At 38.0% G+C, this 14,487-nt stretch carries 9 protein-coding genes; 5 read left to right on the forward strand and 4 right to left on the reverse strand.

Annotation, left to right across the window (positions count from 1 at the left end; genetic code table 11):
* Positions 1 to 112 precede the first annotated feature (112 nt).
* Both rbfA and L1967_RS01975 read left to right on the forward strand, forming a co-directional pair.
* The gene (gene rbfA / locus L1967_RS01970; RefSeq protein ID WP_249600036.1) at positions 113 to 505 is read left to right on the forward strand and encodes a 30S ribosome-binding factor RbfA; all 393 of its coding nucleotides are present in this window, start codon (positions 113 to 115) and stop codon (positions 503 to 505) included.
* A gap of 1 nt (position 506) precedes the next feature.
* Positions 507 to 1,703, forward strand: a complete 1,197-nt coding sequence (locus tag L1967_RS01975) for an ABC transporter permease (protein ID WP_249600037.1) — start codon at positions 507 to 509, stop codon at positions 1,701 to 1,703.
* A gap of 479 nt (positions 1,704 to 2,182) precedes the next feature.
* Here the strand turns inward: L1967_RS01975 and dusB are convergent, their stop codons facing one another.
* The 4 genes from dusB to L1967_RS01995 all read right to left on the reverse strand — a co-directional run bounded on the left by dusB (position 2,183) and on the right by L1967_RS01995 (position 10,090).
* The gene (gene dusB / locus L1967_RS01980) at positions 2,183 to 3,175 is read right to left on the reverse strand and encodes a tRNA dihydrouridine synthase DusB (protein ID WP_249600038.1); all 993 of its coding nucleotides are present in this window, start codon (positions 3,173 to 3,175) and stop codon (positions 2,183 to 2,185) included.
* Between the two features lie 261 nt (positions 3,176 to 3,436).
* The gene (locus L1967_RS01985; protein ID WP_249600039.1) at positions 3,437 to 5,869 is read right to left on the reverse strand and encodes an outer membrane beta-barrel protein; all 2,433 of its coding nucleotides are present in this window, start codon (positions 5,867 to 5,869) and stop codon (positions 3,437 to 3,439) included.
* Positions 5,870 to 6,015: 146 nt separating this feature from the next.
* Positions 6,016 to 8,964: a serine hydrolase domain-containing protein gene (locus tag L1967_RS01990; protein WP_249600040.1), complete on the reverse strand. Its 2,949-nt coding sequence runs from the start codon at positions 8,962 to 8,964 to the stop codon at positions 6,016 to 6,018.
* Positions 8,965 to 8,974: 10 nt separating this feature from the next.
* Positions 8,975 to 10,090: an acyltransferase family protein gene (locus L1967_RS01995; protein WP_249600041.1), complete on the reverse strand. Its 1,116-nt coding sequence runs from the start codon at positions 10,088 to 10,090 to the stop codon at positions 8,975 to 8,977.
* Positions 10,091 to 10,293: 203 nt separating this feature from the next.
* Between L1967_RS01995 and L1967_RS02000 the strand changes: the two genes are divergently transcribed.
* From L1967_RS02000 to L1967_RS02010, 3 genes are read left to right on the forward strand one after another with little or no spacing between them, the layout of a single operon-like run.
* The gene (locus L1967_RS02000) at positions 10,294 to 11,565 is read left to right on the forward strand and encodes an ROK family transcriptional regulator (RefSeq protein ID WP_249600042.1); all 1,272 of its coding nucleotides are present in this window, start codon (positions 10,294 to 10,296) and stop codon (positions 11,563 to 11,565) included.
* Between the two features lie 11 nt (positions 11,566 to 11,576).
* Positions 11,577 to 13,496 carry a glucosamine-6-phosphate deaminase gene (nagB, locus tag L1967_RS02005; RefSeq protein WP_249600043.1) on the forward strand — a complete coding sequence of 640 codons (1,920 nt, stop codon included), beginning with the start codon at positions 11,577 to 11,579 and terminating at the stop codon, positions 13,494 to 13,496.
* Positions 13,497 to 13,541: 45 nt separating this feature from the next.
* Positions 13,542 to 14,486, forward strand: coding sequence for an N-acetylmuramoyl-L-alanine amidase (locus L1967_RS02010; protein WP_249600044.1), 945 nt, complete (start codon positions 13,542 to 13,544; stop codon positions 14,484 to 14,486).
* The last annotated feature ends 1 nt before the right edge of the window (position 14,487 follow it).

Here is a 14,487-nt window from a genome sequence, read left to right on the forward strand (position 1 = left end):
CCTTATAGCTATCGAGACATTTAAACTTGATTATCGAACAAAGATGACACAAAAATAATTATTCTTATCTTCATTAAATCTACAGCTAAGTTTAAAGTACTATTTTTGCAACATGGAAACAAACAGACAGAAAAAAATAGGAGGCGTTTTGCAGAAAGATCTGGCAGAAATCTTAAATAACAACTTAAGGGATGCCGGGATCAATGGAATTTTAATCTCTGTTTCTAAAGTTAAAGTAACTATAGATCTTAGTATTGCAAAGGCATATCTAAGCGTTTTTCCGCAGAAACATGCCAGCGAGATTTTAACCGAGTTGAACGAGGTTAAATCTAAAATAAAACATCAAATGGCTTTACGTACCAAAAATCAGCTGCGTAAAATGCCCGATCTTAGCTTTTTTATCGACGACTCTTTAGAATATATCGAGAACATTGAAAAATCGATGAAAGGCGACGAAAATCCAATTAGCAATCCAGATCTTTTAGACCGCAGGAAAAAGTCATAGCTTGAAGTTCCCTTTATACATCGCCAAACGCTACCTGTTTTCTAAAAGCAGTAATAATGCGATTAATATTATTACTATAATCGCTGCTATTGGCGTTTTTGCCGGTGCTTTTTCGTTATTCATCGTATTATCAGGATTTTCCGGACTAAGGGAATTTAGCCTTGCTTTTGCCAATGAGTTTGATCCCGATTTAAAAGTGATCCCCAAAACGGGCAAAACCATCATTTTTCCTGAAAATCTTGAAGAGGAATTCGCGAAAATCGATGGCATTGCCAACTATAGTAAAACCATCGAAGAACGTGTTTTTCTGGAATATGAAGAAAAAACCGCCTGGGCCTTTATAAAAGGAGTAGATGAACGATATCAACAGGTTACGGCTATCGACAGCTCGGTAGATGGTACCTGGCTGACTTCCTCTGAACCACAGGTGGTTATTGGTGCTGATATTTCACGAAAATTGAATCCCGGGATTTTTAATTATAACCGCCCCATGCGGTTAATAGTTCCTAAACCGGGAAAAGGACAGGTAACCAACCCTGCCGATGCTTTTAACCAAAAAAGTGTTATAGTTAGCGGGATTTATAATATCAATTCAGACCTTAACGATAAATACGTTTTTTCGAATATCGCTTTTGCGCAGAGTTTACTGGACCTTGATAAAAATACCTATAGTGCCGTAGAAATTAAATTAACTGCGGAAGCTGACGAAGAAACAGTAAAAGAAGCGATCCTGAAGTTGTTTGACAATTCGGTTGAAGTACAGACCCGTGCTCAGCTAAACGATGTGCTTTACAAAATGCTGAATACCGAAAATCTTGCAGTTTACCTGATTTTCACCCTGGTTTTAATCATCGCCTTATTCAATGTTGTAGGATCGATTATTATGGTGATCCTGGATAAAAAGGAGAACATTAAAACCCTGCAAAGTCTGGGGGCTTCGCCAAAACAAATTAAAAATATCTTCTTTACCCAGGGAATGTTAATGTGCAGTATTGGTGGTGGCATCGGACTTTTATGCGGGATCATTTTGATCTATTTGCAAATGCAATTTGATCTGGTCATGATTACACCAAGCTTACCTTATCCCGTAACTATTGAAATTGGAAATATTCTTACCGTTATTCTAACCATTGGAATACTAGGTTTATTTGCCTCTTTCCTCGCCGCCGGACGTAGTAAAAAAGCGCTGGAGGAGTAAGTCATTAGGCAGTCACAATAAGCAGTAGGCAGTCTCAGTAATCAATTAGCAATAAACAATTATCAGTAAACGGAAAAACTATTAGCTTTTAGCAGTCTGCTAAAATTGATTCAAAATTCAGCATTCAAAATTCAACATTTTAATCCTGAATCCTGATTCTTGCTTCTCTAGTCTATATTCTATTCTAAATTCAGAAAGGCTTAAGGTGTATAGCTTACAGCAGTCAGCCTTCAGCTAAAAAATAATTCAACCAGCGAAACATCAATTCCGAAGATTTGGTCATTTCGAGCCTGCCTTGCCGGCAGGCGCAACGAAGTGAAGTCGAGAAATCTCTGGTTCAAACGAAAATAAAGATTTCTCCATTTCGCTACGCTTCAGACATCTTTATAATTCAAAATTCAGCATTCAAAATTCAACATTTTAATCCTGATTCCTGAGTCTTGATTCTCTAGTCTATTTTCTAGATTCTAACTACTACTTTAGACAAACTCATAACCGGCGAAATCCCGTTCTACCTCATCAAAAGCGGCAAAAACATCGGCAGCATCGTCACTGGTGACCATTTTCATGCGATATTCCTTAAAATGAGGGATGCCCTTAAAATAGTTAGTATAATGCCTTCTGGTTTCAAAAACACCAAGTTTTTCCCCTTTCCAGTCGATCGACATCTGTAAATGCTTTCTTGCGGCTGCTACACGTTCCTGTAAGGTTGGCGGCGCTAGATGCTCTCCAGTTTCAAAATAATGTTTTACCTCTCTAAAAAACCAGGGATTACCAATACTGGCACGGCCAATCATTGCGCCGTCTAATCCATAGTCATCGCGCATCTCTACCGCTTTTTCAGGAGTGTCCACATCTCCGTTTCCAAACACAGGAATATGCATACGTGGATTGTTTTTTACTTCGGCAATTGGTTTCCAGTCGGCCACACCTTTATACATCTGCGCTCTGGTTCGCCCATGGATAGAAATCGCCTTACAGCCAACATCCTGTAAACGCTCGGCAACCTCCAAAATCTTAATCGAATCGTGATCCCAACCCAAACGGGTTTTTACGGTAATAGGTAAATTAGTTCGCTTCACCATGGCTTCGGTTAAAGAAACCATTAAATCGACATCTTTTAAAATCCCGGCACCAGCACCTTTAGAAACCACTTTTTTAACCGGGCAGCCAAAGTTAATGTCAATAATATCTGGCCCCGATTTTTCCACAATTTCAACAGATTCCAGCATCGATTCCAGATTGGCACCAAAGATCTGAATTCCCACCGGCCGTTCTTTTTCATAAATATCCAGCTTCATCACACTTTTAGCCGCATCCCGAATCAAACCTTCTGAAGAGATAAATTCAGTATACACCACATCAGCGCCCTGCTCTTTGCACAAGGCTCTAAACGGCGGATCACTCACATCTTCCATAGGTGCTAAAAGCAATGGAAACTCTCCTACATCTATATCTCCTATTTTTGCCACGATCTTTTATTTTTAGAAAGTGCAAAATTACTAAATAAGATTGAAGAATTTAAAATTCATATAAACTACCTTATTTCAGTAGATTACGTAAGGCTTTAAAAAAGATTTTAGGGGAGCAGCAATCTTAAAAAGATAAGTCGCTATGCGGAATAAAAAGCGATCCTTCAGAAAAAAACAAAGTCGAAATTCGATAATTTCAGCAGCTATTTTTTTAAATTTTATACAGAAAAACAAAAAGCCAACCGGAAAGCCAATAAGGCATTAATCTAAAACCTGTCTTTCCTTAAGCCTGGTCTCTTCATCTGCTTTAATTGTACGGCTATTATCATCTAATCTGAAGTTTCCAAAATTGTAACGGATCCCAAAAGTAATCCGTCTGGTTTCAGAAATCGCATAAAATCCGTTATCCTGATTTAAGTACTGGCTTTGCATAGGGATATTCATGGTTTTAAATAAATCCTCGGCATTGATAGAAACCGAAATTTTATTGTCCATAAAGGTTTTACGAAGTCCCAAATCCAACCCAAACTGTGGATCCTCGTAGGTATACGATCCAGCCAGAATATTAGGTAAAAAATAGGTGTTCACATTTCCGCTAAAGGTACCGTCACCGCCAAAATAAAAGTAGTTCCCAATATTAAGAAAAGCGCTAAACGTATCGATTTTATGGGTTTCAGCAGCACTTTCTCTGGCATAGATCTGGTTCTCCATATAAAAGCCAGAAACATAACCATACAGGTAATACCAATCGGTCACAAAATTAGCATAGGTAACATCCAGACTAAATTGCTGGGTATAGTCTAAATTATCATTTAACGTGCGTAATATCTTATTTTGGTTATCCTGAAAGGCCAAAACCGAAGGGGAATGGTCTACCCTGTCCCAATATAAATCGAAAAATAAAAATCCTTTATACGAATAATTTAACTTCACTTTATTGGCAATTCCGGGCACTAAAGAAGGATTTCCTTCTTTTACATTATTCTCATTAATATAATACTGAAACGGATTTAAACTCTGAAATCGGGGACGCTCTATTCTTCTACTATACTGCAGGCTAATCGAGTTTTCTTCTCCCACACTTCGCATCGCGTAAAACGTAGGAAATAACTGAAAATAATCCTGATCGTTTACAAGTCCGTTTTTAACTGAAATCCCGCTAATATCGGTATATTCACCCCGTAAACCAGCTTTTAGGCTCCATTTTTCCCATTCTTTAGAAGTACTGAAATAAGCCGCATAAATATTCTCGTTGTAATCCAAAGCATCTGAAAGTCCCTCTACCCGGCTAGCGCTACTATTATAAAAATCCAGGCCGCTATTCGAAGTAATTCCAGCGTATTTTATTCCGGTCGCAACGGGTAGACTTCCCATGCTTGCATTAATATCTACCTGCCCGGTATAAATATCTGAGTTTTGCATGCCTTTAGTAACGATGTTATTATTTCTAATCTCATCACCATTGCCATAGAAATAAGTGGTGCTTAAGCGCTGATCCTGATTTTCATCATAACGAATATAATTGGCCTGTGCCGATAGCTTAGCCCCATTTTCACCTAAACTGGTCGAAAAATCAGCATTAAAAAGCATGTTTTTACCTTCATTCTCCAGGCGACTATTGGTAGTAAATAATGAATCTAAATTTCCTGAAGCACCGTAAATATCTGTTCTTCCATTTAAGTCTGAATCGTTTTTTGGAGTGAAATTTAAATTGGCACTTAAGCTTAAACTACTTTTTTCTGAAAGTGTAAAATCCAAAATCGTATTTAAACTGTGTGCATAGTTTTTGGTATCACGCTTAAAATCACCAAGCCATATAGAACTTTCTGAACCTTGAGTCCCAAAATAAGTCACATTACTTTCGTCGTTTTTATAAATGTTTTTTGCATTGAAGTTATAGTTTGCAAAAGCATTTAGATTGCTGGTTTTATAATACTGGCTGGTCCCAAGGCTATATTTAGGAAAAACCGCAATGGTATTGGATGCATTTATACTTCCTTTATAACCAATCGACGGATTTTTGGACATTACAATATTTAAAATCGCGCCACTACCTTCAGCATCATAGCGTGCCGGCGGCGTTGTAATCACCTCTACAGATTTTACACTTTCTCCATTTAATCCAGAGAGTAACTGCTCTAATTCTGCTGTAGATAAATACACCTTTCGGTCGTTGATATAAACCGTAGCAGGGCGGTTTTTTACCAGTAATTCCCCCTGACTAACAATCACGCCCGGCGTACGCTTTAAAATTTCGTATGTGTTTAAACTGGAGATCACCGAATTTTCCACATTGAATGAAATTCGGTCTATTTTTCGTTCAATCTTGGGTTTTCTGGCTTTTACGGTTACCTCATCTAAACTATCACTGCTTTCCTGAAGCACAATATTCCCAAGATTGGTAGTTCCTTCTACTTCAAAACGCTTTAGATAATCTGCAAAACCTAAAAAACTAATCTTTAAAACATAAGATTGATTTTCTATGTCTTCAAAGAGAAATTTCCCATCATCTTCAGAAATTACACCTTTTATAACCGAAACAGAGTCTTTAGCATTTAATAAAATAACATTTGCAAAACTAACCGGTTGATGCTCTTTATCTACAATTTGCCCTCTCACCTCACTTTGCGAAAACATACGGTTAGGTATAAATATAATAAATACTAAGAGAGGTAAAAGTCGTAAAATTGTCATTCGATATAGTCCGTTTAGTTTGTTTAGCAAATATATAGTTTTGAATACAAAACCATAATCATTTGTATATAACTTTGCTAAAATACAGAGGATAAAGTAAATAAAAAGCATACAACAGCAATAATACGCCCGGGTTAACCGAAATATTATTTTTTTATAGCATCATATAAAACCTGCTGAATTTGTGTACGGGTATTTAAACTGTAAAGACGTGTGTTATCTCTTGTTGGTAAAACTCTGTTTGATAAAAACACAAAAAGCAGGGATTTTGCAGGATCCATCCAAACCATGGTTCCGGTAAAACCAGTATGCCCAAAACTAGCTGCACTAGCATCTTTTGCGGTATTATTGTCTGGTCCGGTGTATTTTAAATTAGGCTTATCAAAGCCTATGGCGCGACGATTATCATTTTCTGGAAATTGTGTTTTTGTCCATTCTTTAAAGGTAGTTTCTTCAATATAACGCTCTCCTCCGTATTCGCCCATATTCAAATACATTTGCATAAGCTTTGCCAGATCGTTGGCATCAGAGAAAAGTCCGGCATTTGCCGAAATCCCACCCATCATTATCGCGCCTTCATCGTGTACACTACCATGAATGGGTTTATGCCGAAACATAAAATCGTTTTCTGTAGGTACAATTCTAGAAATTTCAAATTCTTCCATTGGTCGATACCCTAAAGTCGTCGCTCCCAATTTCGAATAAAAATTGTCATCCAGGTATTTACGATAGTCTTCCCCGCTTAAGTTTTCTACGATCTGCGGAAGTAAATAAAAAGCCAAACCAGAATATTTATACTCCGCTTTGTCTTCTAAAGGAGACTTTTTGATTGCTTTATATATTTTCTTTTTGTAATTGCGGTACAACCACATATCGTCACTTACTTTTACCGGAAATCGCGCTGAAGAATCTTTTTTAAACGTATTCCATTTATAACTGCCGTCTTTTCGTAAGGTATTTTGCCAGTATGCAATCCAGGGTTTAAACCGTGCCTGATGTGCCAATATTTGCCGAAACGGAATCCCCGCTTTATTTGAATTTCTGAAATATGGAAGATAATCATCGATCCCATCTTCTACACTGAACTTCCCCTCGTCTTGCAATTTCATTAAAGCTGGTAAAGCTGAAGAAATTTTAGTGACCGAAGCCAGATCAAAAATATCTGATGTTTTTGTTTTTACGGTATCGCTGTATTTGTGAAGGCCATAAGCCTTTTGAAATACGATCTTTTCGTCTTTGGCCACTAAAACCACTCCGCCGGGAATCGCTTTGGCATCCATGGCCTGCTGCATTAAAGAATCGATCCCATGCTCCAGAAAATCGGCGTTCATTCCTGCATCTTCAGGGGTGGTGTACGCAAATCTTATTTTCGCTGATGTTTCGATACCATCACCGGCTTTAAATTTTTTGCCCACGCTAACCGGAAGTTTTCCATCAGCTTTAAATCCGCCAAAGATAAGCTGTGCCGATTTTTGCTCGGATAATCCAGAATCCTGATAGGCTTCAATTAAAACCGCCGCGTCTTCAATATTGTCTATTTTATTTAAGGTGTACGGATTTTTAAACACGCTAAAAATTGTATGCTCATTTTGGGCAATTTCAGCAATAAATTTTAAAACCGCATCTGAATAACGAACAGCGTTTCTTGGATATTTACTGTGATCATGTAAACCGGCAATCACCACATTATAGGCTTTCAGTTTTTCTTTTACTGCGGAAATCTGACTCGCAGTGGCCTTATCCTTAAGCTGAAAATGATCGATCTTGGTATACCAGCCTAAACTTTCCTGAAAATCCGTTTTCTTATCGGCACCTATAGAAATACTGGCGATTTTTAACGTATCTAACCTTCGAAGCGGAATAAGCTCCTGCTCATTTTTTAAAACCGTAAGGGATTTTTCAACCAATTTCTGCTGAATATATTTCGCATACGAATTATTCAGTTCTTTATCGATATTGGCTGTTTTTAGCGGCTCATAATGATTTAAACCTACCCATTGTTTTACGGCCAGTACTTTTCGGCATTTTTCATCAATAGCTGCCTGAGAAATGATCCCCTGGTCTATCGCTTTTCGAACTTCGGCAATAGCTTTTGGAACATCTTCGGTAAACTCTAATAAATCATTACCGGCAATAATCGCTTTTTTATCTACCACACCAGGCTCATTTCCGGTCGTTACCCCTTTCATGTTCATGGCATCGGTTACGATTAAGCCTTTAAAACCGAGTTTCTCTTTTAAAATTCCGCTGATGATCTTTTTAGATAAAGTTGAAGGCACACCGCTACTATCCAGTGCCGGAATATTTAAATGGGCCACCATTACTCCGCCAATCCCCGCATCGATTAATTTCTTAAATGGGTACATCTCTAAGGTATCCAATCGTGTAAATGGATGATTTATTTGGGGCAGCGCCTTATGCGAATCGGTATCGGTATCACCATGCCCGGGAAAATGTTTGGCAGTCGTCAGGATGTGTTGATCCTGCATACCTTTCATATACGCAATCCCTTTTTGGGCTACTTTTTCTTTATCCTCCCCAAAGCTCCGATAATTAATTACCGGGTTATTGGGATTGTTATTTACATCTACAACAGGAGCAAAATTCATGTGTAATCCGGTTCTTTTAATCTGCCGCGCCACTTCTTCACCCATCTTGTATACTAAAGTATCGTTCTGGATAGCACCCAATGCCATTTGATACGGAAAACTGATGGTATTATCCAATCGCATTCCCAATCCCCATTCAGCATCAATAGCTCCCAAAAGTGGAACGTCTGAAACTAACTGATAATCGTTCATTAACTGTACCTGCTTTTTCGCCGTTCCCTGAAAGAAAATGAGTCCGCCTATTTTTTGCTCTTTAATAAGTTTTAAGATCGCTTCTTTATGTTTCGAATCTCGATTAGAATAAGCCGCCACCATAATAAGTTGGGCAATCCGTTCATTAGGCGTTAAATCCTCCATGATAGAATCTACCCATTTACTATTGGTATATTCTAAAAATTCAGGTTGTTTTTGCGCATGGCAATTCCATTGAATTCCGCAGAAAACAATTAAGGTTAAAACGAGTTTCGTAAGGGAAAATAATCGCATTAGGTTGGGTTTAAACTTTGATATAAATTTTCTTTTTATCTAAAATATAGGCAATAAGCCACATAAGTATTAAAAATAATAACGCGTACAAAAGCGATGCATTATAAGGAGATAGCCAGCTTAAAAATAAATTTTGGTAAATCCAGCCTTTTAAGGAGGTATCGCCAATAAATATAAGTCCCATTGTTAAGACCACCACACCAGAAAGCACAAAAATGAATAGCGGATTTTTACCAAAAGGTTCAAAAAACCTACTCCATGATTTAAAGTTCGCGATTTCTAATATCCTAATAAGGAAACCGAGAATTATTAAATCCCAACCCGTGCTTAGGATCACATAAGAACTTGTCCAGATTGGCTTGTTAATAGGTAAAAATAAATCCCAAATAAGGGCGAGGGTAATCATCGATAAACCGGCAATAACTAATTGAGCTACCAGCTTTTTCTTGTCTTTACTTTGCTGAATAAAACCACCTGCCAGATAACCAAAGATAACATTTACCACCGCCGGAAGATAGCTTAGCAAACCTTCGGGATCAAAAGGAATCCCATAACCGTGATAAAGGTTTTCTTCATTAAATAACAAAAGGTCTAATTTTAAAGCCGCATTTGTTTCAAGGCTATAGGGGTCGCTTCCGCCAAACCACAATAATAGAAACCAGTACAACAGCAGGATAAAAATCGATAAAAAAACAAGCCATTTTTCTTTCAATAATCGAATAGCTATTGCTGCCAGTAAATAGCAAACCGCGATGCGCTGTAAAACCCCCATTATCCTAATATCCAGAATATTCTTAAGGATAAATTCTCCTTCCACACGCCTAACAAAAGGATAATAAGAGAGCCCTAAACCAATAAGAAATATAATTGCTGCCCGTTTAAACGTTTTCGTAAAGAACTTGGTAGTACTCCATGAATTCATTTTTTTAAAACTAAAACTCATAGCGTTCCCCACCACAAATAAAAAGGTAGGAAATACAAGATCGGTTAGTGTAAATCCATGCCAGGGGGCATGCTTAAAAGGTGCGTAAATTGTAGCCCAACTTCCCGGATTGTTTACCAGAATCATAAGGGCAACCGTCATTCCGCGCAGAATATCCAATGATAAATAACGAGAGCGAGACATAGATCTTAAAATAAAATAAACCTTTATTGCTTTCTCTAAAAGTACAAAATTTAATTAAACAAACAATCTTTACTAAAAATTTACATTAAGTCTTTTGTAAACTAAATTTTTTATATACTTTTATTTTTCAGAAATTTAGTTCTTTGCAAAAAGAATTGAATTTTTAACGAGAGGCTAAAAGCCTTGTATTTTCCGACGTGTATATGAGTCTCAATTTACAGGATTTTCTAATAGAAGACGCTCAACTAGAAGAAATGAGCAATGTTGAACGCAAAAAGGTGCATCAAAAAACAAGAATCATAAAACACATGTTTCTTAATGGTGATACTTCTAATGCTGAAATTTGCTCAAAATTCAGCATTAGCCTTCCTACCTCTATGGCACTTATTAATCAGTTGTTGGATGAAGGGATCGTAATTAAAAAAGGACGAGGAAAATCTGAAGGTGGCCGTAAACCCGATCTTTATGGATTAAAACAGCACTCCTTTTTTGTGTTAAGCATCCATATAGAGCGCTTTAAAATAAAACTGGCGCTTATAGACAATAATCATAGCATTGTAAAAGAAGAGGTTCTTGAAACACAGATTTCCCCTAACTCTAATATTGTTGATCTTTTATATGACTTTTCTGAAGCCTTTTTAAACGCCTCTGAAGTAGATCATAAAAAAATAATGGGCGTAGGCATTAGCATGCCGGGACTGGTATCTTCTGAAGAAGGAAAAAACTTTACCTATTACCTTACCGAGCAGGATCCCGCTTCGCTTCGAGATCAATTTGAAGCTCGCTTTAAAAAACCCGTAGCTATCTTAAACGATGCCAAAAGTGCTTCTTTAGCCGAATTTCATTTTGGACTCGCGAAAGAAAAAGAAAATGTACTGGTGATCTCGATGGATTGGGGAGTTGGATTGGGAATCATTATGGGTGGAAAAATACAAACCGGTGTTTCTGGATTTGCCGGTGAATTTGGCCATATCCCAATGGTAGAAGATGGTACGCTTTGCCACTGCGGAAAAAGAGGCTGCTTGGAAACCGAAGCTTCAGGCTTAGCATTGGTTAGAAAAGTAAAAGAAGGACTGGAGCAAGGACAAACTTCAGTATTAAATAGCCTTACGCCTGAAGAACTCGAAAAACTGGAGCCCGATACGATTGTGGAAGCAGCCAATAAAGGAGACCAATTTGCGATAAACTCACTTTCTGAAATAGGCATAAGCCTTGGAAAAGGTATTGCCATCCTCATACAGATCTTTAACCCGGAACTTATTGTTCTGGAAGGAAAAATTGCAAAAGCCAAACAATTTATCACCACTCCCATTCAGCAATCCATGAACATTTACTGCATGATGCAGCTGAAGGAAAAAACAAATATAGAATTATCGAATCTTGGAAATAACTCCAGCTTATATGGCGGCACCATTGCGGTGATGGATAGTATTTTCAGGAATCAGATTGCAATGATAAAATCACATTTAAGTTAAAATAAATACTCATGGCCAGATTAAACCTCTTAGAAGAAACACGTTTTGAGAAGCTCCCTGTAAAAGTATACAAGGACGAGCAATCAGCTTCTGTAAAAGTGGCAAAACGTATTGCTAAGATTATTAACAAAAAACAGGAAAAAGGAAAAAAAGCTGTTTTAGGTCTAGCAACCGGAGCAACTCCTGTAAAAGTTTATGAAGAGCTTATAAGACTTCATAAAGAAGAAGGGCTTAGTTTTAAGAACGTTATTACCTTTAATCTGGACGAATATTATCCCATGCAGCCAGATGAAAACCAGAGCTATGTAAAGTTCATGGACGAAAATCTGTTTAACCATGTAGATATTCCAAGAGAAAATATCAATATTCCAGATGGTACACTAGATAAAGATGATATTGCTGATTTTTGCCTGAATTACGAAAGAAAAATTACCGAAGTTGGTGGGCTAGACCTGCAAATCCTTGGTATTGGTAGAACAGGACATATTGGTTTTAATGAACCAGGATCTGCTCCTAATAGTGGTACGCGTTTAGTAACCTTAGATGACCTTACCAGACGTGATGCCTCTCGTGATTTTGGTGGTAAAGAAAATGTACCTACCAAAGCCATTACCATGGGAATTGGGACCATCTTTAAAGCACGCGAAATTATTTTAATGGCCTGGAGCAAGAAAAAAGCACCAATCATTAAAAAAGCGGTTGAAGGTGAAATCTCTGGAAGTGTACCGGCAACCTACCTTCAGTTAAACGATCATGTGGAGTTTATTTTAGATGAAGATGCTGCTTCAGAATTAACAAGATTCGATACTCCATGGTTAGTAAAAGACTGTAGCTGGGATAAAGCTCAAATTAAAAAAGCGGTAATCTGGTTATCCAATGAAGTTGGAAAACCAATCTTAAAGCTAACTGACGAAGATTACAACAGCCACGGCATGGCACAACTGGCCACCGAAAAAGGACCGGCCTACAACATCAATATCGACGTATTTAATCAACTACAACATACCATTACCGGTTGGCCTGGTGGAAAACCAAATGCCGACGATACCCAGCGCCCAGAACGTGCTGAACCTGCTAAAAAACGATCTATTATTTTTAGTCCGCATCCCGATGATGATGTGATTTCTATGGGAGGTACTTTTATTAGACTGGTAGACCAGGGACACGATGTTCATGTGGCTTATCAGACCTCTGGAAATACTGCCGTTTGGGATACCGATGTATTGCGTTATATAGAGTTTGCGATCGATTTTAATAGAAGCATTGGCGAAGATACCACCAAGCTTGAAAAAATATACGATAACATCGATACGTTTATTGCTGAAAAACGTCCTAACGATATCGACCTTCGTGAAATTATGGATATTAAAGGTTTTATTCGTAAGACCGAAGCTATCGCTGGTGCGCGTTATGCGGGGCTTGAAGATGAAAATATTCATTTTATGGCCTTACCGTTTTACGAGACAGGCAAGAAAGTAAAAAGCCCGGTGACCGAAGAAGACGTTAAGATTACAATGGAGCTACTTCAAAAAGTAAAACCTCATCAAATCTTTGCTGCCGGTGATTTTGCCGATCCTCATGGCACCCATATTGTTTGTTTCAACATTATTTTAGAAGCTATAAATCGTCTTCGCAAAACTGAAGAATGGACCAAAGACTGTTGGTTATGGATGTATCGCGGCGCATGGCAGGAATTTGACATTCACGATATCGAAATGGCCGTACCACTTTCTCCACAAGAAGTGGCCAGAAAACGTGAAGCGATCTTTAAACACCAGTCGCAAAAAGATACTCCGGTATTCCCTGGTGACGACGAACGTGAATTCTGGGTACGTGCCGAAGAAAGAAACAGCGAAACAGCATTGTCTTATCACAACTTAGGACTTGCAAATTACGAAGCTATCGAGGCCTTTGTTCGCTGGAAATTTTAGTCCTGTTTTAACCAGGATTCCGTATTTTGGTAATAAACTGCGACAATGACATATTTTAGAAAAGTTTTGATTTTAGGAGGTTTGGGTTTGATGATCTCATGTTCTTCAAACCCTTACCGAATTACCAACAATGTCTATAAAAAAAAGGCGAAAGCCTATGCTAAAGAACTTAGTAGATTCCCACTAGAAGAAAACCCTAATGACTCCGCACTCAATTATGGTGAGTACCCTGTGGGAACTACTAATTTTAATCTTAGGCGACCCAATTTTGTAGTGATCCATCATACCGCACAGGATTCTACTACCCAAACCTTAAATACGTTTACGATCCCCAGAACTCAGGTGAGCTCTCACTATGTTATTGGTAATGACGGAGCGGTTTTTCACATGCTTAATAATTATTACCGTGCCTGGCACGGTGGTATTGGACAGTGGGGCCATACAACCGATCTTAATTCGGCTTCTATAGGAATTGAACTGGATAACAACGGAAAAGAACGCTTTTCTGAAGCTCAGATTTCGAGTTTACTGGAGGTTTTAAAACAACTCAAGGAAGATTATAAGATCCCAGCAGAAAACTTTGTAGGACACTTGGATATCGCTCCCGGAAGAAAAGTAGATCCAAGTGCTTATTTTCCGTGGAAACGCCTGGCCGAAGAAGGCTACGGAATTTGGTATGATGAAGATCGTATTGAAAATATACAGTTTGAACATCAATTTTTTACAGAAAACCCGTTGAAAATCGATAATATCGATCCTGTGTTTAAACAACGTATTGCTTTATTAGACCGATACTTATTTCCAAATGTGATCCCTGCCGATTTTAAAATTGCGGAAGCCTTAAGGATTATAGGTTACAAGGTCGATGATCTGGATGCCGCCATCAAAAGTTTTCAAATCCATTTTCTTCAGGAAAAAGACCACGTAGACGGAATCTTAAATGCTGATGAGATCAAAATTCTTTATAATTTATACCAAAAATCGCTTTAGG

This window comes from Zunongwangia pacifica, from assembly GCF_023499215.1.
Classification (GTDB): domain Bacteria; phylum Bacteroidota; class Bacteroidia; order Flavobacteriales; family Flavobacteriaceae; genus Zunongwangia; species Zunongwangia pacifica.